At 58.4% G+C, this 18,917-nt stretch carries 19 protein-coding genes; 9 read left to right on the top strand and 10 right to left on the bottom strand.

The genetic code is table 11. The features are described 5' to 3' along the window. Positions 1-60: 60 nt before the first annotated feature. Complete coding sequence (tyrS, locus tag QRN48_RS14975) at positions 61-1,260, bottom strand: tyrosine--tRNA ligase (RefSeq protein ID WP_285351416.1); 1,200 nt, start codon at positions 1,258-1,260, stop codon at positions 61-63. 210 nt (positions 1,261-1,470) lie between these two features. Here tyrS and QRN48_RS14980 point away from each other — a divergent pair, with 210 nt between their 5' ends. Together QRN48_RS14980 and QRN48_RS14985 are read left to right on the top strand one after the other, a co-directional pair. Next, positions 1,471-2,907 (top strand): peptidoglycan DD-metalloendopeptidase family protein, encoded by a 1,437-nt coding sequence (locus tag QRN48_RS14980; protein WP_285351554.1) that lies wholly within the window; start codon positions 1,471-1,473, stop codon positions 2,905-2,907. A 3-nt stretch (positions 2,908-2,910) separates the two neighbouring features. Continuing rightward, positions 2,911-4,002 (top strand): anhydro-N-acetylmuramic acid kinase, encoded by a 1,092-nt coding sequence (locus QRN48_RS14985; RefSeq protein WP_191944523.1) that lies wholly within the window; start codon positions 2,911-2,913, stop codon positions 4,000-4,002. Positions 4,003-4,063: 61 nt separating this feature from the next. Here QRN48_RS14985 and erpA read toward each other — a convergent pair whose 3' ends face one another. Together erpA and argC are read right to left on the bottom strand one after the other, a co-directional pair. Continuing rightward, positions 4,064-4,414, bottom strand: coding sequence for an iron-sulfur cluster insertion protein ErpA (gene erpA, locus QRN48_RS14990; protein WP_037019217.1), 351 nt, complete (start codon positions 4,412-4,414; stop codon positions 4,064-4,066). A gap of 139 nt (positions 4,415-4,553) precedes the next feature. After that, positions 4,554-5,588: an N-acetyl-gamma-glutamyl-phosphate reductase gene (gene argC, locus QRN48_RS14995; protein WP_191944524.1), complete on the bottom strand. Its 1,035-nt coding sequence runs from the start codon at positions 5,586-5,588 to the stop codon at positions 4,554-4,556. 132 nt (positions 5,589-5,720) lie between these two features. Here argC and hemJ point away from each other — a divergent pair, with 132 nt between their 5' ends. The 5 genes from hemJ (at position 5,721) to coq7 (ending at position 9,160) form a co-directional block, all read left to right on the top strand. Beyond that, positions 5,721-6,146, top strand: a complete 426-nt coding sequence (gene hemJ / locus QRN48_RS15000; protein WP_037019213.1) for a protoporphyrinogen oxidase HemJ — start codon at positions 5,721-5,723, stop codon at positions 6,144-6,146. 44 nt (positions 6,147-6,190) lie between these two features. Continuing rightward, on the top strand, positions 6,191-7,123 hold the full coding sequence (locus tag QRN48_RS15005; RefSeq protein ID WP_191944525.1) for a DUF805 domain-containing protein: 933 nt from the start codon (positions 6,191-6,193) through the stop codon (positions 7,121-7,123). Positions 7,124-7,179: 56 nt separating this feature from the next. Continuing rightward, positions 7,180-7,965 (top strand): SDR family NAD(P)-dependent oxidoreductase, encoded by a 786-nt coding sequence (locus tag QRN48_RS15010; protein ID WP_037019209.1) that lies wholly within the window; start codon positions 7,180-7,182, stop codon positions 7,963-7,965. A gap of 85 nt (positions 7,966-8,050) precedes the next feature. Continuing rightward, on the top strand, positions 8,051-8,389 hold the full coding sequence (locus QRN48_RS15015; protein ID WP_037019207.1) for a histidine triad nucleotide-binding protein: 339 nt from the start codon (positions 8,051-8,053) through the stop codon (positions 8,387-8,389). A 123-nt stretch (positions 8,390-8,512) separates the two neighbouring features. After that, a complete protein-coding gene (gene coq7, locus QRN48_RS15020; RefSeq protein WP_191944527.1) occupies positions 8,513-9,160 on the top strand; it encodes a 2-polyprenyl-3-methyl-6-methoxy-1,4-benzoquinone monooxygenase in 648 nt (215 codons plus the stop codon). Positions 9,161-9,259: 99 nt separating this feature from the next. Here coq7 and speD read toward each other — a convergent pair whose 3' ends face one another. Both speD and QRN48_RS15030 read right to left on the bottom strand, forming a co-directional pair. Next, the gene (gene speD / locus QRN48_RS15025) at positions 9,260-10,054 is read right to left on the bottom strand and encodes an adenosylmethionine decarboxylase (protein ID WP_037019204.1); all 795 of its coding nucleotides are present in this window, start codon (positions 10,052-10,054) and stop codon (positions 9,260-9,262) included. Between the two features lie 235 nt (positions 10,055-10,289). After that, entirely contained in the window at positions 10,290-10,712 is a 423-nt protein-coding gene (locus QRN48_RS15030; RefSeq protein ID WP_191944528.1) for an OsmC family protein, read from the bottom strand. 208 nt (positions 10,713-10,920) lie between these two features. Between QRN48_RS15030 and crp the strand changes: the two genes are divergently transcribed. Continuing rightward, on the top strand, positions 10,921-11,565 hold the full coding sequence (gene crp, locus QRN48_RS15035) for a cAMP-activated global transcriptional regulator CRP (protein ID WP_285351422.1): 645 nt from the start codon (positions 10,921-10,923) through the stop codon (positions 11,563-11,565). A 77-nt stretch (positions 11,566-11,642) separates the two neighbouring features. On the opposite strand, the gene QRN48_RS15040 is transcribed toward crp, so the two are convergent. The 4 genes from QRN48_RS15040 to QRN48_RS15055 are packed head-to-tail and all read right to left on the bottom strand — an operon-like array spanning position 11,643 to position 14,889. After that, a complete protein-coding gene (locus tag QRN48_RS15040; RefSeq protein WP_285351424.1) occupies positions 11,643-12,338 on the bottom strand; it encodes a lipoate--protein ligase family protein in 696 nt (231 codons plus the stop codon). 50 nt (positions 12,339-12,388) lie between these two features. Next, positions 12,389-13,225: an indole-3-glycerol phosphate synthase TrpC gene (gene trpC / locus QRN48_RS15045; protein WP_191944530.1), complete on the bottom strand. Its 837-nt coding sequence runs from the start codon at positions 13,223-13,225 to the stop codon at positions 12,389-12,391. After that, positions 13,222-14,271 (bottom strand): anthranilate phosphoribosyltransferase, encoded by a 1,050-nt coding sequence (gene trpD, locus QRN48_RS15050; protein WP_037019310.1) that lies wholly within the window; start codon positions 14,269-14,271, stop codon positions 13,222-13,224. The genes trpC and trpD overlap by 4 nt, the downstream gene beginning before the upstream one ends. A gap of 18 nt (positions 14,272-14,289) precedes the next feature. Continuing rightward, complete coding sequence (locus QRN48_RS15055; RefSeq protein WP_037019194.1) at positions 14,290-14,889, bottom strand: aminodeoxychorismate/anthranilate synthase component II; 600 nt, start codon at positions 14,887-14,889, stop codon at positions 14,290-14,292. A 469-nt stretch (positions 14,890-15,358) separates the two neighbouring features. Here QRN48_RS15055 and estP point away from each other — a divergent pair, with 469 nt between their 5' ends. Next, positions 15,359-17,299: an esterase EstP gene (gene estP, locus QRN48_RS15060; RefSeq protein ID WP_191944531.1), complete on the top strand. Its 1,941-nt coding sequence runs from the start codon at positions 15,359-15,361 to the stop codon at positions 17,297-17,299. Positions 17,300-17,376: 77 nt separating this feature from the next. Here the strand turns inward: estP and trpE are convergent, their stop codons facing one another. Continuing rightward, positions 17,377-18,858, bottom strand: coding sequence for an anthranilate synthase component I (gene trpE / locus QRN48_RS15065; protein WP_037019184.1), 1,482 nt, complete (start codon positions 18,856-18,858; stop codon positions 17,377-17,379). Between the last annotated feature and the right edge of the window lie 59 nt (positions 18,859-18,917).

Raw genomic sequence — 18,917 nt, forward strand, 5'->3', positions numbered from 1 at the left:
CGCCGGAAGTGGGGCGAATTATAGACAGATCCAGAGGGGCGTCAAGCACTTATTTGAACTTTATTCCGCACCCAGTGTAATCCGCCCAAAAGCCTTCTTGCCCGCCTGGCAAACGTGGGTCGCGCCCAGCTTGAATACGAACCCACGATCCACAACCTCGCCATCTATACGTACTCCACCTGACGCCAACAGGTCGCGAGCGACCGCGGCGTTCTTTACCAGCCCAGCCTTATTAAGAACTGCAGCAATCGGCATGTCTTCAGTCGCCGCGAGACCAATCTCCGGCAGATCTTCCGGAAGCTCTCCATCCTTCATACGGTTACCCGCAGAACGATGCGCAGACGCAGCCGCCTCTTCACCATGGAAGCGCGCGACGATTTCCTCTGCGAGCTTGATCTTGATGTCGCGAGGATTCGCGCCCGCCTCACAATCCTTCTTGAAGACTGCAATCTCTTCCATTGAGCGAAAGCTCAACAGCTCGAAATAACGCCACATCAATGCGTCCGGGATTGAAACGAGCTTGCCGTACATGATCCCCGGAGCTTCCTGGATACCTACATAGTTACCCAAGGACTTGGACATTTTCTTAACGCCGTCCAGGCCTTCGAGCAGTGGCATCGTCAGAACGCATTGAGCTTCTTGACCATAAGCGCGCTGGAGTTCGCGCCCCATCAGCAGGTTGAACTTCTGATCGGTTCCGCCCAGCTCTACATCTGCACGCAGCGCGACTGAGTCATAGCCTTGCACAAGCGGATAAAGAAACTCGTGGATCGCGATCGACTGGTTTGACTTGTATCGCTTATCGAAGTCGTCACGCTCCAGCATGCGCGCCACGGTGTACTGGGAAGACAGACGAATGAAATCGGCAGGACTCAACTGATCCATCCAGGTCGAGTTGAAAGCGACCTCGGTCTTCGCCGGATCCAGAATCTTGAAGACCTGAGCCTTATAGGTCTCGGCATAATCCAGCACCTGCTCGCGAGTCAGGGGTGGGCGCGTGGCGCTCTTACCGCTCGGATCGCCAATCATGCCGGTGAAGTCTCCGATCAGGAAGATCACCTGATGCCCGAGATCCTGGAACTGGCGCAGCTTATTAATGAGCACTGTGTGCCCCAAGTGCAGATCAGGCGCAGTGGGATCGAAACCTGCCTTGATGCGAAGTGGCTGCCCACGTTTGAGCTTGGCGATCAGCTCGGCCTCCACCAGGAGTTCATCTGCGCCACGTTTGATCAGCGCTAGCTGCTCTTCAACCGACTTCATAACCGCCCCGTAATGCCTTATTTCAAAGGGAGACAACCATACAAGATCACCGCCCAAATTCAAGTTCTGACAATGCGGGATCGGCGAATCGCGACGACGCCGGATCACAGGCTTGCCTCAGGGCAGATTTGGTTATATTTTATACAGTTATTTCATCTTCATCATGTCATTCATCTTTTCCATTTCATCTTTTCAAAGTCAAAATTACCTATGAAAGCCAATCCGCCTAAAGCGCCACCGCTTTATCCGAAGAGTCACCTGCTCGCAGCCAGCGGTATAGCGGCCCTGCTGAGCCTGGCTCTCCTCGTTTTCCCATCCAGCGACGTCGAAGCCAAACGAACCAACCTGACTCTGGAGCTGGACACGCCAGACGATCAGATCAAGCAAGAACAAGACGCTCAAGAACAGACTCAAGCCACAGAGGCGCCTGTAGATTCCCCATTTGCTCAAATCGAAGGGAATACGGACGAGCCCGTGGAGACGGCGAAGGCCCCGACCGAAACAAAGATCGCAGCCAAGGACACAGCAGCGACAGCCAAGAGCCCTGCTCATCGCGAGGTGGTCGTGTCGAAGGGCGACACGCTGTCTACCCTGTTTGAAAAAGTCGGCTTGCCGGCGTCGTCAGTCCATGAAGTCATCGCCAGCGGCAAACAGGCCAAGCTGTTCAGCCAACTGAAGAATGGCCAGGTTCTGCAATTCGAGCTATCCCCTGAGGGCAATCTAAAACAGCTGCACAGCAAGCTCAGCGAAACTGAAAGCATCAGCTTATCCCGCACTGACAAGGGTTACGCCTTCACGCGCGACGTGAGCAAACCCAATGTCCGCACCGCTTACGTCCACGGCATGATCAACAATTCGCTGTCCCAATCTGCCCAGCGCGCCGGGCTCAGCCATACCATGACCATGGAAATGGCCAATATCTTTGGTTATGACGTCGATTTCACTCAGGACATCCGCAAAGGTGACGAGTTTGACGTGATTTACGAGCAGAAGGTGGTCAACGGCAAAACCGTAAGTACAGGCAATATCCTGTCGGCGCGCTTTGTAAACCGTGGCAAGACCTATACTGCGGTGCGTTACACCAACAAACAGGGCAATACCAATTACTACACCGCAGACGGCAACAGCATGCGCAAGGCATTTATCCGTACGCCGGTGGAGTTCGCCCGCATCAGCTCGCTTTTCTCGTCGGGGCGCAAGCATCCGATTCTGAACAAGATTCGCGCACACCAAGGCATCGACTACGCTGCACCTCGTGGTACGCCGATAAAGGCGACAGGCGACGGCAAAGTCATCCTCGCCGGCCGTCGTGGCGGATACGGTAATACTGTGATCATCCAGCATGGCGAAACCTATCGGACGCTCTACGGCCACATGCAGGGCTTTGCCAAAGGTATTCAGTCCGGGTCCAGCGTCAAGCAAGGTCAGGTTATTGGCTATATTGGAACCACCGGCCTGTCCACTGGTCCTCATGTTCATTACGAGTTTCAGGTAAACGGCGTACACGTTGATCCATTGGGCCAGAAGCTGCCGATGGCTGACCCGATCGCCAAGTCCGAAAAACAGCGGTTCATGCAGGAGAGCCAACCCTTGATGGCTCGCATGGACCAGGAAAAGGCCACCATGCTGGCCTCGAGTAAGCGCTGACCCATGACTTTATATGTAGGTGTTATGTCCGGAAGCAGTCTGGACGGACTCGACTTCGCGCTGGTAGAACAGGATGACCGACCACGTCTGCTCGGCACCTACTACATCCCAATGCCTGATGATCTGCGTGCTGAACTACTGGGCCTCTGCTCCAGTGGGCCGGATGAGCTGGCGCGCGCCGGTATCGCCGAGCAAAAGTGGGTTCGCCTCGCTGCACAGGGTGTGTTGGCGTTGCTGGACCAGCAGAATGTATCGGCCGGTGAAGTCCGTGCCATTGGCAGCCACGGCCAGACGATTCGTCATGAGCCTGCGCGTGGGTTCACCATTCAGATCGGTAACCCTGCCCTGCTCGCCGAGCTGACAGGCATTACTGTGGTCAGTGATTTCCGCAAGCGCGACATTGCTGCCGGTGGCCAGGGCGCGCCTCTGGTTCCCGCGTTCCATGAAGCTTTGTTCGACGACAACAAGGACTACCGTGCTGTCCTGAACGTTGGAGGGTTTAGCAACCTCAGCCTGATCGAGATCGATAAACCTGTGTCCGGCTTCGACTCGGGCCCGGGCAACGTATTACTTGATGCCTGGATTCAGGCACAGCGCGGCGTCAGCTATGACCGGGACGGCGCATGGGGCGCAAGCGGAACCGTCGACCAAGTTCTGCTGAAGTCCATGCTCAGCGATCAGTTCTTTCAAACCAAAGGCCCGAAGAGCACAGGTCGGGAAGTGTTCAATCTCGGCTGGGTTCATCATCACCTGTTTCAGATGCCAACCCTGCGACCGGAAGACGTACAGGCGACGCTGCTGGAAGTGACAGCGTTGAGCATTACCGAATCACTCCAGTCGGCACAGGCCCAGACCAAAGAACTGTTGGTATGCGGCGGAGGTGCCCATAACAAGGCGCTTATGGATCGACTGGCAGCCCTGCTGCCCAACACAAAGGTGTCGAGTACAGCCGAGTTTGGCGTCGACCCTGACTGGGTCGAAGCAATGGCTTTCGCCTGGCTGGCTCACTGCGCGCTCGAAAGCGTGCCCGCCAACCGTCCGAGCGTGACCGGCGCCAAGGGATTGCGTGTACTGGGCGCGATCTATCCGGCGTAAGCGTCGCCGCCACCACGAAAAACGCCGCGCAAATGCGCGGCGTTTTTTTATCACTGCAAGGTCAGATCGAGAAGGACGATCCGCAGCCGCAGGTAGTAGCAGCGTTAGGGTTCTTGATCACGAAGCGTGAGCCTTCAAGCCCCTCCTGGTAATCCACTTCCGCACCCGCCAGATACTGGAAACTCATGGGGTCAACCACCAGGCTGACGCCCTCACGCTCGACTATAGTGTCATCTTCGGCAACGTCTTCATCAAACGTAAAACCGTATTGGAAGCCAGAGCAACCGCCACCCGTCACGAAGACGCGCAGCTTCAGGCGGTCATTGCCCTCTTCATCGACCAGAGTCTTCACCTTGTGCGCAGCACCGTGGGTGAATTCCAAAGCCACAGGGGTATAGGATTCGACGCTCATGCTGAAAATCTCCCGGCGTTAAGCCGTCGTAATGCGTAATGACGCGCATTATCCGCTTCTCCTAGAAAATCGGTCAACTATTCTCACGGCAGCCCCAACCCTCAAACGATGAACTGCAAATGGCAACATGACTCGCCTGTTAAGGCAGCATGCCCGCGTGAGACAGACCCAAGCGCTCATCGAGCCCGAACATGATGTTCATGTTCTGCACCGCTTGGCCCGACGCGCCTTTAACCAAGTTGTCGATGACCGACAACACTACGACGAGATCGCCATCCTGCGGGCGATGAACTGCCATGCGGCATACATTCGCCCCGCGCACGCTACGGGTCTCAGGGTGGCTCCCTGCTGGCATCACATCGACGAACGGCTCATCGGCGTAGCGCTTCTCAAATAACGCCTGCAGATCAACCGATTTGTCGACCACGGTTGAATACAACGTCGCGTGAATCCCACGGATCATCGGCGTCAGGTGAGGCACGAACGTCAACCCGACATCCCCGCCCGCCGCACGGCGAAGCCCTTGGGTGATTTCCGGAAGATGGCGATGCCCTTTTACGGCGTAAGCCTTGAAGCTCTCGCTGGTTTCGGAATAAAGCGAACCCACACTGGCGCCGCGGCCTGCACCGCTGACACCCGATTTGCAGTCGGCGATAAGCCGAAGCGGATCAGCAACGCCCGCTTCCAGCAGTGGCAAGAAACCCAATTGCGTCGCAGTCGGATAGCAACCCGGCACTGCGATCAGGCGCGCGCCCTTGATTTGCTCACGATTGACTTCTGGCAATCCGTATACCGCTTCGTCGAGCAACTCCGGCGCTCCGTGGGGCTGGTTGTACCACTTGGCCCACTCAACGGGATCCTGCAGACGGAAATCGGCGGACAGGTCGATGACTTTGGTGCCCGCCGCGAGCAATTCTCCAGCCAGCGCATGAGCAACACCGTGAGGCGTGGCAAAGAACACCACATCGCAGGCGCCGAGCACTTTCACGTCCGGCACACTGAAAGCCAGACCGTCGTAGTGACCGCGCAGGTTGGGGTACATATCAGCGACAGGCAGGCCTGCCTCTGAGCGTGAGGTGATCGCCACCACTTCTGCTTGTGGGTGCTGCGCAAGAAGACGTAGCAATTCGACGCCGGTGTAACCCGTACCGCCGACGATACCGACCTTGACCATAATCTGCCCTCAACGAAACCACTGGAAAGCCGGTGATCATATGGGTCGATAGCCTATGGGACAACCGCGAACGTGACGTACGGGCAGCGAAGCCACTACTATTTGGCACCGTGTCCCTGGAAATAAACCAAAATGCTCTATCTCTGGATCAAAGCGCTGCACATCGTCGCGATGGTGTGCTGGTTCGCCGCCCTGTTTTATCTGCCGCGACTGTTCGTCTATCACGCGATGAGCGACGACACCGTTAGCCGAGAGCGCTTCTGCACCATGGAGCGCAAGTTATATCGCGGCATCATGGTTCCCTCCATGATCGCCACCCTGGTGTTCGGTATCTGGCTGGTCGCGCTATCCCCAGGTTTTCTGCAGCAGGGCTGGCTGCATGCCAAGCTCACCCTGGTTGTGCTTTTAATTGGCTATCACCATGTGTGCGGCGCCCAGGTCAAACGCTTCGCGCGAGGAGAGCCGGGACGCAGCCACGTGTTTTATCGCTGGTTCAACGAAGTCCCCGTGTTGATCTTGCTGGCAGTGGTCATTCTGGTGGTGGTTAAACCGTTCTGAAGCCTGATGCTCGGCTCGTATGAACTCAAGACAAGGAAGCCAGCATGGCGGAGCACTTCAAAATCGTTTTCGAGGGCCTACTGCGGCCGGGCGTTGAGCTGGAAACAGCACGCTTGAATCTGGCCCAGCTGTTCAAGACCGACACAACCGGCGTGGACCGGCTGTTCACTGGCAAGCCTGTCACCATCAAGCGTGGCCTGACCAATGACGACGCGCAGCGTTATCTCGCGGCGCTAAACGATGCCGGAGTTGAAGGTCGTATCGAGCCTGAGTTACCCGTGACGCTGAGTCTGGCAGAGGTCGTCGACGACGTTGCTCCTGGCTCGGCTTTTGACCCTGCTGCATCGCCATACGCCCCTCCACGCGCACCGGTTGGGCAAGACTTTCCGGCGGTGGGCGAACTGAAGGTGTTTTCCGTTCAGGGTCGAATAGGTCGCCTGCGCTACCTGGCTTGGAGCCTTGCGCTGGTGGCAGTCGGTTTATTGGTCGCCGCGCTGTGCGTGGGTATCCTCAGCGTTTCGCTCGTAGCGGGCGGTTTGCTCGGAACCGTCGCGCTGGTCGCATTCGTGGTGGTCAGCATCCAGATCGGCGCCCAGCGCCTGCACGACGCCGGGTGGTCGGCCTGGCTACTGCTGCTGAATCTGGTACCGGTCGTGGGCAGCTTCTTCCCGCTGCTGATGATGGCGGTCCCGGGCAATACCGGTCCCAATCGGTACGGCCCGCCACCACCGTCCAACACGCCGCGCGTCAAAATCCTCGCCGTGCTGTGGCTGGTGGTCCTCGCGCTGGTGTTCGTCGCGGCGATGATGGGGGGGATCGAAACGGTTCAGGAGCAAGTAGAGGCGACCACCAGCGAATACGAAGAAGCGCTGCCCTACGACGATGACGCCACCGACCCGGAGCAACTGACGGTACCTGTTGACCCTGCTGATGCCATTGATAATGGTGACTCGCCAGGCGGCACCGACGACCAATAACTATCTGGCAGCCAGGACGCTGCCTCAATACGAGCTGCACACGACTGGAGAATTGCATGACCCGTTACGCCATGGTCACAGGTGCATCGAGCGGTATTGGCCTGGCGATGGCCGAAGCGCTTGCTCGTCGGGGTCGCAACCTTATTCTGGTGGCCAGGCACCGGGAGATGCTGGAAAGCATCGCGATCGAGTTCACCCAGCGCTTCGGCGTCGAGGTGCTGTTTCGCGCCTGTGATCTGGGCGAGCCGCTGCGCCTTTCAGGTTTTCTGCTTGAGCTTGAAGAAGGCGTGCGACACATCGATCTGCTGGTCAATTGCGCAGGCATTGGCAACAGCGGCCCGTTCCTCGCTCAAGAGTGGGCGCAAGAACAGGACCTGCTCGACCTTAACGTACTCGCCCTGACCCGCCTGTGTCACACCGTTGGCAATCTGATGGCGGTGCAAGGCGGCGGGCAGATCCTCAACGTTGCATCCGTCATGAGCTTTCAGCCCGGGCCGTGGATGAGCACCTATGCAGCGAGCAAAGCCTACGTACTGCATTTTTCGGAAGGTCTGCGCGAAGAACTGCACAAAACCGGCGTGAAGATTTCAGTGCTGTGCCCGGGCCCGACGCGCACTGCGTTTTTCCGCTCGGCACAATTGGACGCCGGCAAATTCGTGGATGATAAAACCATGACCGCAGAGGAAGTCGCTTTGTACACGGTACGAGCGCTAGAGAAGAATCGTGCGGTGATCATCCCCGGCTGGCGTAACAGACTGCTGACGCGCCTCCCGCGGTTCTTCAGCCGCTGGATGACCCGCAAACTATGGGCCATGACGCTTAAATCACGCACATCCCTCTGATGTCAGCCGCTGTGATAAACGACTGGGCGTGGCCTTACACCCTCAGTACACTGCCTTCATCCCCTTAAAATGGAGCAAAACGGCTGTGGATACTTTGTTCACCAAGATCATCAATCGCGAGATCCCGGCGAAAATCATCTTCGAGGATGACCAAGTGCTGGCCTTTCACGACATCGCCCCACAGGCGCCAGTGCATTTTTTGGTCATTCCCAAAAAACCGATTCGCACCCTCAACGACGTCACTGAAGAAGACAAGGGCCTGTTAGGCCATATCCTCTTTACGGCGCAGCGCTTGGCAAAAGAGCTTGGATGCGAGGACGGTTTCCGCGTGGTCATGAACACCAACGAAAAAGGCGGTCAGACGGTCTATCACATTCATATGCACGTCTTGGGTCAGCGCCAGATGAACTGGCCGCCGGGCTGAGTTCCCGTTTTTCCCATTCGTACAGGCCAAGTGCGTGCCAACCACTTGGCCGGCTGACGCAGGGCACGCCGGATTACACCGTTTGGGTTAAACTGGCCGCCTTGGATTTACCCGGAGGTGCCCATGGCTACCGAACGTCACTATTCCCCTATCGACCGCTTTCTTCTGCAAGCCGACGCTGCGATGAAGACACTACTGCCCGTCAGCGCTCACGCACACCGCCCCTCTCCTGCCGTTATCAAACCTGATGTAAAGATGAGTGAGACAGACACTCGTCATGTGGCTGGTCTTATGCGAATCAACCACACGGGTGAGGTGTGCGCACAGGCGCTGTATCAGGGACAGGCGCTTACTGCGAAACTGCCGCAGGTGCGCAAGGCGATGGAGCATGCCGCCGAAGAAGAAATCGACCATCTGGTGTGGTGCGAACAACGCATTCATCAGTTGGGCAGCCACACCAGCGTCCTGAACCCGCTGTTCTACGGCGCCTCATTCGGCATCGGCGCCGTGGCTGGCCTGATCAGTGACCGGATCAGCCTGGGTTTCGTGGCCGCAACCGAAGACCAAGTGTGCAAGCACCTCAATGAGCACCTGGAGCAACTGCCGCTCGAAGACGAGAAGTCCCGGGCGATTCTCAAACAGATGCGCGACGACGAAGAGCATCACGCAGAAAGCGCCATCGAGGCCGGTGGGTTTCGCTTCCCGGCGCCAGTCAAGTTTGGCATGAGTCTCATCGCCAAGGTGATGACGAAGACGGCTTACAGAATCTAAGCGCAGCTGAGCGGGGATGCAGGCATTTGCGACACAGCATCCGAAAACGCTCATATGAAAAAGGCGCCTGAATGGCGCCTTTTTTTGTGCCAGATACTCTTAGACAGGCATGTTACGGCCGTAGAAGATTTCGAGCATTTCGTGCTTCACCCGGCCAGTCACTTGCTCGCGCTGTTCAGCCGACAGGTTGCTGGTGGCATCGCCGAAGAGGTAGTTGTCCAGCTCAAATTGCTTGAGCAGCATTTTGGTGTGGAACAGGTTTTCCTGATACACGTTCACGTCAGTCATTTGGTAGCTGTCGCGGGTGTCATCGGAAAGATAGTTCTGGATCGAGTTGATCTCGTGGTCGATGAAGTGCTTCTTGCCTTCGACGTCACGGGTGAAACCGCGCACGCGATAATCAACGGTAACGATGTCCGACTCGAACTTGTGGATCAGGTAGTTGAGTGCTTTCAACGGGGAAATCACACCGCAGGTCGACACGTCGATGTCCACACGGAAAGTGGCGATACCGTCCACCGGGTGAATTTCGGGATAGGTGTGAACCGTGATGTGGCTTTTGTCCAGGTGCGCAAGGATGGTTTCCGGCAGCGGACCTGGTGATTCTTCGATCTGGCTGTCGGTAGGTGTCACCGGCTGCTCGGAGATCAGAATGGTCACACTGGCGCCTTGAGGATCGTAGTCCTGACGAGCGATGTTCAGGATGTTCGCGCCAATGATGTCGACGACATCAGTGAGAATCCGCGTCAGGCGTTCGGCGTCGTACACACTGTTGATGTACTCGACATAGGCCTGCTGGTCCTGCGGGGTCTCCGCATAGCAGATGTCATAGATGTTGAAGCTCAAGGTCTTGGTCAGGTTATTGAACCCGTGGAGCTTGAGTTTGCTTTTCACCGTTAAAAACTCTCTATATGGGTGCGGCGCTGGCCGCGTGATCAAGCATGCCCGTCAACTGAACCCGGCTCAGCTGCGTAGGACGGTTAACACCTCTTCGCGTTGGCGATTTTGGTTGTCTGGTCGGAGGCGAGCCGGCTATCCGGCAGTCGCGCCCTGAAAAAGGGGCGCATTATGCAGACGTCAGAAGTCGCATGCCATAGCCTGCACCGCTTTTGTGAAAATTGGGCGTTGCTCAGCCCAGTTCGATGATCTCGTAGTCATGGGTGATCTCAACACCGGCGTTGCCCAGCATGATCGACGCCGAGCAGTATTTTTCGGCCGACAATTCGATCGCACGCTTCACCTGGGTTTCCTTGAGACCACGCCCCTTGACCACGAAATGCAGGTGGATTTTGGTGAACACCTTGGGGTCTTCATTAGCCCGCTCGGCTTCCAGAAACGCCTCGCAGCTCTCGATGGGCTGGCGCGCTTTCTTGAGGATGCTGACCACGTCGTAGTTACTGCAACCGCCCAGACCAATCAGCACCATTTCCATCGGACGTACACCGAGGTTACGGCCTCCGCTTTCGGGCGGGCCATCCATGACAACGACGTGGCCGCTGCCGGATTCACCAAGGAACATTGACTCACCCGCCCACTGAATACGCGCCTTCATTATCCGGACTCCAATGCGTGAAAAAAGGCGGACAGCTTAGCACAGGGCTCTGCCGGCGCCGGGTGTGGGCCGGAGGCCGCTCCGAACGGGAAAATGTAGGAAATCTCTGAAAAAAGACCTATTTGCCGGTCTTGGGCTGCATCAAATGGGAAATACTGCCGATACCTCAGGGAATGCCTCAGGGCGCAGTTTTTTACGGGATATACCGATGCTCGCCATGCCTCCTCCGAACAAGACGAAAGTCGCCGACAAATTGCTACCCCATGCCCAGCGTCGGCGCTACCTGGCCAAGAGCAATATTCTCTGTGCGGGCGAGCAATCGGACTCGCTTTTTCTAATCATAAAAGGGTCGGTCACCATCCTCATCGAGGATAAGGAAGGCCGCGAGATGATCGTGGCTTACCTCAATAGCGGCGATTTTTTTGGCGAACTGGGACTGTTCGCGGAGACTACTGTCGCCGCGCAGAGGAGCGCCTGGGTCCGCGCTAAAACAGAATGTGAAGTGGCGGAAATCAGTTACGTCAAATTCCGTGAGCTCAGCCAGCAGGATCCGGAACTGATGTATGCCATCGGCGGGCAGCTCGCCGAGCGGCTGCGTAATACCACACGCAAGGTGGGTGATCTGGCGTTCCTTGACGTCACCGGGCGGGTAGCCCGCAGCCTGCTGGAACTGTGTAAACAGCCTGATGCGATGACCCACCCTGACGGGATGCAGATCAAGATCACGCGTCAGGAGATCGGCCGGATCGTAGGCTGTTCGAGAGAGATGGTTGGCCGCGTGCTCAAGTCGCTCGAAGAGCAGAACCTGGTGCATGTCCGCGGCAAAACAATGGTCGTCTTTGGCACTCGATAGCGACGCGGCCAATTGTTAACCCTGCTATCGCGCACCGAGTTCCACATGATGCATACGCCAGAAGAGCATGAGCACGCTCAGATCCCGGCCAGCATCCGCCTGTAACGCTCGCTCAGTTGTTCGAGGAAATCAGGCGCGGCAAACAGTTCATGCAAGGCGATATGACTGTCTGCTTCGCAGCGCTGCTCCAGCTCGCAAGTTTCATTGAACCGGTTGACGGCGTTGACCATCCCGACCCGTTCGTCATCCAGCAGCATCGCAGCGTGCGCAAGCACCACCGGCCGTTTGCCACCCTGAGTCTGGCGCCAGCGTTGAGCGGTCCCGACCATCTTGCGGCCGTCGAGATTGACGTTGAAGCGGCCATCGCAAAAAGCCCCGGCCACTTCGCCCAGCGAGACAGCCCCACCCAACCCACTTAGCACGTCGAGCATGGGCTGGCACAAACGCATGTAGGCATTTTCGATGCGGTCGCGATCAAGATCGGTGTCGGGCTGAACATAGACCAGTGCCACGTTCACGGTTGAGGGTGACTGTGGAACAGGCTCGCCGCCGCTTTCCCTGAGCAGGACCGGCCAGCCAATGTCCCCGAGGGTTTCGCTGGCCTCGCTAAAACCGGGGAGACGACTCAACCGGCGAGGCATGACCAACGCGTGATCAGAGGGGCGCCAAAAGAGCAGCCCGTGGTCTGACTCGCCATCGCACACAGAAGCCAGCAGATCCTGCTCAGCCTTTAGGCCAGCCTCAACGCAGGTTTCCAAAAGCTGAAGGGTCATGCTGCCTCCTGATATGACGAGCGATGGTTGTTACGCCGTGGTGCTGCGGCTCAATCCAGCCCCCCGGATTTGATCGCGGCGCCTTTCTCCGGGAAGAACAAGCGCTGCAGTTCCACGCCCGGTTTTTCAGCACGCATGAACGCTTCGCCCACGAGGAAGGAGTAGACATCGTTGATTTCCATCAGCTCGACGTCAGCGCGGTTCAAAATGCCGCTCTCGGTGATGACCAGACGATCACGCGGGATGCGTGGCAGCAAATCGAGCGTGGTCTCCAGATTGACCTCGAACGTGTGCAAATTGCGGTTGTTAACCCCAACCAGCGGAGTGTCCAGCGTCTTGAGAGCTCGCTCCAACTCATCGCCATCATGCACTTCGACCAGCACGTCCAGACCAACGTCCTTGGCGACCGAGGCCAGCTCGGCCATCTTCACGTCGTCCAACGCCGAAACGATCAACAGGATGCAATCGGCCCCCAATGCCCGCGCTTCGATGATCTGATAGGGATCAATCATGAAATCCTTGCGGATCACCGGCAATGAAGTCGCTGCGCGGGCCTGCTTCAAATAGTCATCGGCGCCTTGAAAGAAATCGATGTCAGTCAGCACGGACAGGCACGTAGCGCCGCCCGCTTCATAACTCTTGGCGATCTCGGACGGATGAAAATTCTCGCGAATGACACCTTTGCTCGGGGACGCTTTCTTAATTTCAGCGATGACCGCCGGCTGCTTGCGCTTGGCCTGGGCAATCAATGCGTTGGCAAAACCCCGTGTAGCGCCAGCCGCGGCGGCGAGCGTTTCCAAATCGGAAAGACTGACGCTGGCACGACGCGCAGCGACTTCCTCAGCCTTACGGGCCAGAATCTTTTCCAATACCGTCGGTACACTCATCCTTCATTCTCCTGCTTGAATACCGCGGTAAAGGCACCCAGCTCTTCCAGCTTTTCGCGGGCCAGGCCGGTGTGCAATGAGTCGTGAGCCAAAGCAACGCCTTCCTTCAACGACGATGCATGATCAGCGGCGTACAGCGCTGCGCCTGCGTTGAGCACAATCATCTCGGCGGCTTTCTGACCGTGTTCGGTTTTACGCCGACCCAGCGCGTCACGTATTAATTCCAGCGACTGCGCGGGGCTGTCGACCACCAGACCGAACAGGCTCTGGCTTTTCATGCCCAAGTCTTCCGGCTGCACCCAGTATTCGGTCACTTCGCCATTCTTCAGTTCCGCAACAAACGTAGGTGCAGCGATGCTGAATTCGTCCAGGCCATCCTGGGAGTGGACCACCAGCACGTGCTTGCTGCCCATGCGCAGCAGCACTTCGGCCAATGGTCGGCAAAGTGCCTGACTGAACACGCCCACCACCTGGTGCTTGACGCCCGCAGGGTTGGTCAATGGCCCTAACATGTTGAACAGGGTCCGCAGGCCCAGCTCCTTGCGCGGCCCGGCAGCGTGTTTCATGGCGCCGTGATGAGTTTGCGCAAACATGAAGCCGATGCCGACGCTGTCGATGCAGCGCGCCACCTGCACAGGGGTCAAGCTGAGATAGACGCCAGCGGCTTCCAGCAAATCGGCGCTGCCACTTTTGCCAGAGACTGCCCGGTTGCCGTGCTTGGCCACCGTGCAACCCGCAGCCGCAATCACGAACGCTGCGGCGGTTGATACGTTGAAAATATTCGCTCCATCGCCACCGGTGCCGACGATGTCGACCACGCCGTCCAGTGTTTTGAGCTGGACCTGATCCGCCAGCTCGCGCATCACCGACACCGCACCGACGATTTCGTCGATGCTCTCGCTCTTCATGCGCATGCCCATCAGAAATGCGCCGATCTGCGCCTGGGTGCACTGGCCCGTCATGATCTCGCGCATGACATCGCGCATTTCATCGGTGCTCAGGTCCAGCTGATTCACAACTCGGCCGAGCGCCGTCTTGATATCCATTGCCATGTCGAATTGCCCTTAACCCTGACGGGTGCCGCCGGTCTGCTTGAGGAAGTTGGCGAACAGCTCGTGGCCCTGCTCGGAAAGAATCGACTCAGGGTGAAATTGAACACCTTCGACGTTTAACGTTTTGTGTCGCAGGCCCATGATTTCGTCGACAGAGCCGTCTTCTGCCTGGGTCCAGGCGGTCACTTCGAGGCAATCCGGGAGCGTCTCGCGCTTGACCACCAACGAGTGGTAGCGGGTAACGGTCAGCGGATGCTTCAAGCCTTCGAACACGCCCTGGTCTTCGTGAGCCAGGTCGCTGGTTTTGCCGTGCATGACCTGACGCGCCCGCACCACGTCGCCGCCGAACGCCTGGCCAATTGATTGATGGCCCAGACAGACGCCCAGCACAGGGAGTTTGCCGGCGAAGTGTTTGATCACATCAATGGACACGCCCGCTTCGTTCGGCGTACATGGGCCGGGTGAAACGACGATGCGTTCGGGGTTAAGTGCTTCGATTTCGGCGACGGTCATTTCGTCGTTGCGAATCACTTTGACGTCGGCGCCCAGTTCACCCAGGTACTGCACGACGTTGTAAGTGAAGGAGTCGTAGTTATCGATCATCAGCAGCATGGTGCTTAACCTTTTGAATTACTGACTTCTAGCGTGGCCTTCCGTCTTCTGCCGCAGTTGCACGCAGAGAGCCGCAGGAAGAGGTCCGGCGAGGCACTGCAAAACTGAGGCATCAGGAGGCGTATCAATACAGATCCGGCAAGGCCGGCGGGGGAAATAGTCAGGCGCGCCAACGCCAACGGGCGTGGCCCTTGATAACGCGCATCAAGAAGCTGCTGACAATCGACACAGGAAAGGTCTCGTTCATACGTTGCCGCACAGTAGCGTACCGCCGCAGGGCGCGCAATATCGCCGTACCCGGATAGCCCGGGCCCGCGGCCGATTGGCAGAAGCCGAACGTGCGCAAGATGCAGATTGCAGCCTGAAGGGCGGTACAGAATATTCGCCGTGAATGCCACGGCATCGTGGGCGATTTGTGTCGCGGCTGCTACCTTCTCGTACAGCACTGAAAACAATAAGGGATGCCCCCATGCTCAAAGCAACACTGCGCTGGCCGTTCGCGGCTTGCCTGCTCTCCCTCGCGTGTTCCTCGGCCCTGGCCGCCTCCTCCCCCTATTCAACGATGATCGTGTTCGGTGACAGTCTGGCCGACGCCGGTCAGTTTCCCGATGCGGGCGGGCCACCGGGCTCAACGTTACGCTTCACCAACCGCACCGGCCCGACGTACGTGAACGGCAGCGGCGAAGCATTCAGCCTGAACTCATCGACCTTGCTAGGCGGAAAGCTGGGCGTGGCGCCCGGCGATTTGCAGGCATCGACGTCTCCTGTCCGCGCGGCGCAAGGGCTGGCGGATGGCAACAATTGGGCCGTGGGCGGCGACCGGACGGATCAGATCCTGGCTGCGATCACCACCCGATCTCAGGTTGCCAACACCGATGCTTCGACTGGCGTCACCACCGTGTTTCGGACGCGACCCGGGTATCTGGTTGAAAACAGTTCACGGGCCGACCCCAACGCCCTTTACTACCTGACCGGAGGCGGCAACGACTTTCTGCAGGGCCGAATCTTGAGCCCCGGGCAGGCAATCAGCGCGGCGAACAACCTGGCCAACGGCGCGCAAGTCCTGTCCCAGGCCGGAGCGCGCTACATCATGGTCTGGCTGCTGCCTGACATTGGCCGTACTCCTGCCGTGTCCGGCACACCATTGCAGGTACCTTCCACGTTGCTGAGCGGGGTGTTCAACCAGCAGTTGGTCAACCGTCTTGGGCAAATCGATGCCGAAGTCATTCCGCTCAATGTGCCGGGGCTCATACGTGATGTCCTGACCGATCCGGCGCGCTATGGGCTGGCGGCCGATCAGAACCTGGTTGGCACCTGCTTCAACGGCAACAACTGCACCGCCAACAGCGTTTACGGGATTGGCGGCCTGACCCCTGATCCGACCAAACTGCTGTTCAACGATGGCGTTCACCCCACCGTCGCGGGTCAGCGCCTGATCGCCGACTACGGGTATTCGATTCTGTCCGCTCCGTGGGAAATCACACTGCTGCCGGAAATGGCCAACGGTACGTTGCGCGCGCAGCAGGACGAGCTGCGCAGCCAATGGCTGGCGGACTGGGGCAACTGGCAAAACGTCGGCGAGTGGCGGGCCATAGTCGCCGGTGGCGGTCAGAAAATGGACTTCGACGCTCAAAGCCACTCAGCCAGCGCCGATGGCCATGGCTACAACCTTACCGTCGGCGGGAGCTACCGCTTTGCTGAAGACTGGAGAGCCGGGCTGGTCGCCGGCGCTTACCGACAGACACTTGAAGCCGGCGCGCGCGATTCGGACTACAAGCTCAACAGCTATATTGCGACCGCGTTCGTCCAGTATCAGGCGCAACACTGGTGGGCAGACCTGGCAGCCTCGGGCGGAAAACTCGACTACGACAACCTCAAGCGCAAATTCGCTTTGGGTACCAGCGAAGGCGCGGAGAAAGGCGACACCGATGGCGACCTGTGGGCCGTCAGCGGGCGGCTGGGCTTCGATCTGGCCGAGCCGAGCAGTCGCTGGCATTTCTCGCCGTTCATCAGCGCCGACTATTCCCACGTCAACGTCGATGGGTATTCGGAGAACAGTGCCCGCGCGACGGCGCTCAATTACGACGACCAGACGCGCAAGTCGAAGCGGCTGGGCGCGGGTCTGCAAGGCAAATTCGACGTCACGCCGCAGACGCAAGTGTTCGGCGAAGTGGCCCACGAGCGCGAGTTCGAGACCGACCAACAGGACGTGACCATCGCGCTGAACAGCGTGCCGGGCGTCGATTTCGACCTCAAGGGGTATGAACCGCAACGCAGCTTGAATCGCGCCAGCGTCGGCCTGAGCCAGAAGCTGGCGCCGGACCTGACCCTGCGCGCTGGCTACAACTGGCGCAAGAATGATGACGTCACGCAGCAAGGGGTGAACCTGGCGGTGAGTCTGGATTTTTGAAGCCAGCCGCCGCGGCGGGATGTGTCTTCGGCATAAAAAACGGCGCCCTGGGCGCCGTTTCTTTTGAAACAAAACCGTCAGGCTTCGGGCTTTTGCTCGGCCAGGGCGACGGCACGGAACATCGCGCGACGCTTGTTGAGGGTTTCTTCCCATTCCAGGGCCGGGACCGAGTCCGCGACGATGCCGCCACCCGCCTGCACATGCAGCTCACCGTCCTTGATAACGGCCGTGCGGATGGCAATCGCAGTGTCCATGTTGCCGTTCCAGGCCATATAGCCCACAGCCCCGCCGTACACGCCGCGCTTGACCGGCTCGAGTTCGTCGATGATTTCCATCGCGCGAATCTTCGGCGCGCCCGACAACGTCCCCGCCGGCAAGATGGCGCGCAATGCATCCATCGCCGTCAGCCCGCTTTTCAGTTGGCCAGTCACGTTGGAGACGATGTGCATGACGTTTGAATAACGCTCGATGACCATCTTCTCGGTCAGCTTCACTGAGCCAATTTCCGAGACGCGACCGGTGTCGTTGCGCCCCAGATCGATAAGCATCAAGTGCTCGGCGATCTCTTTATCGTCAGACAGCAGATCGACTTCCAGAGCGTAGTCTTCTTCCTCGGTAGCGCCCCGGGGTCGCGTCCCGGCGATCGGGCGCACGGTGATCAGATTGTCCTCAACGCGCACCAGCACTTCGGGCGAGCTGCCCACGACGTGGAAGTCGCCGAAGTTGAAGAAGTACATGTAAGGCGTCGGATTGAAGCAGCGTAGCGCGCGGTACAGATCGATCGGCGCGGCCTTGAAATCAATCGACATACGCTGCGACGGCACAACCTGCATGCAGTCGCCGGCCAGGATGTACTCCTTGATCGTGTCGACGGCTTTCTCGTAATCGGCCTGGGTAAAACTGGAGCGGAAAACCGGGTCGGATGCCTGCGGTCGGGTCAGGTCCAGGCCGCGGCGCGGCGTGATCGGCTGGCGCAGCTTTTCCATCAATGCTTCGAGTTGCGCCAAGCCTGCTTCATACGCTTGAGGCTGCGCCGGGTCGGCGAGGACGATGGCGTGCATCTTGCCCGCGAGGTTGTCGAACACCACGACTGCATCGGAGACCATCAGCAGGATGTCAGGGACGCCAAGCGGGTCTGGATTGGGACAGGCGCCAAGCCGTTGTTCGACGTAACGCACGCAGTCATAACCGAAATAACCGACCAGGCCGCCGTTGAAGCGAGGCAATCCAACAATCGTCGGAACGTTATAGCGAGCTTTGAAGGTCTCGACGAAATCCAGCGGATCTTCGGCCTCCAGGCGCTCGATCTCGACACCGTCGTGGGTGACGCTGACTGTATGGCCATGCACGCGCAAGACGGTGCGGCACGGTAAACCGATGATGGAGTAACGCCCCCATTTTTCCCCGCCCTGCACGGATTCGAGCAAGTAGGAGTTGGGCTCGTCAGCGAGCTTCAGGTAGATCGACAGTGGGGTGTCGAAGTCGGCCAGGGTTTCGTAGGCAAGCGGAATGCGGTTGTAGCCTTCAGCAGCCAAACGCAGGAATTCGTCGCGGGTCATATCAGCCTCGTGGTCTGAGGGGGAAACGGTCGGTGTGCAAACGTGCCGGAAGGCCGGGA

Source organism: Pseudomonas sp. ME-P-057, assembly GCF_030208975.1.
GTDB lineage: Bacteria > Pseudomonadota > Gammaproteobacteria > Pseudomonadales > Pseudomonadaceae > Aquipseudomonas > Aquipseudomonas lutea.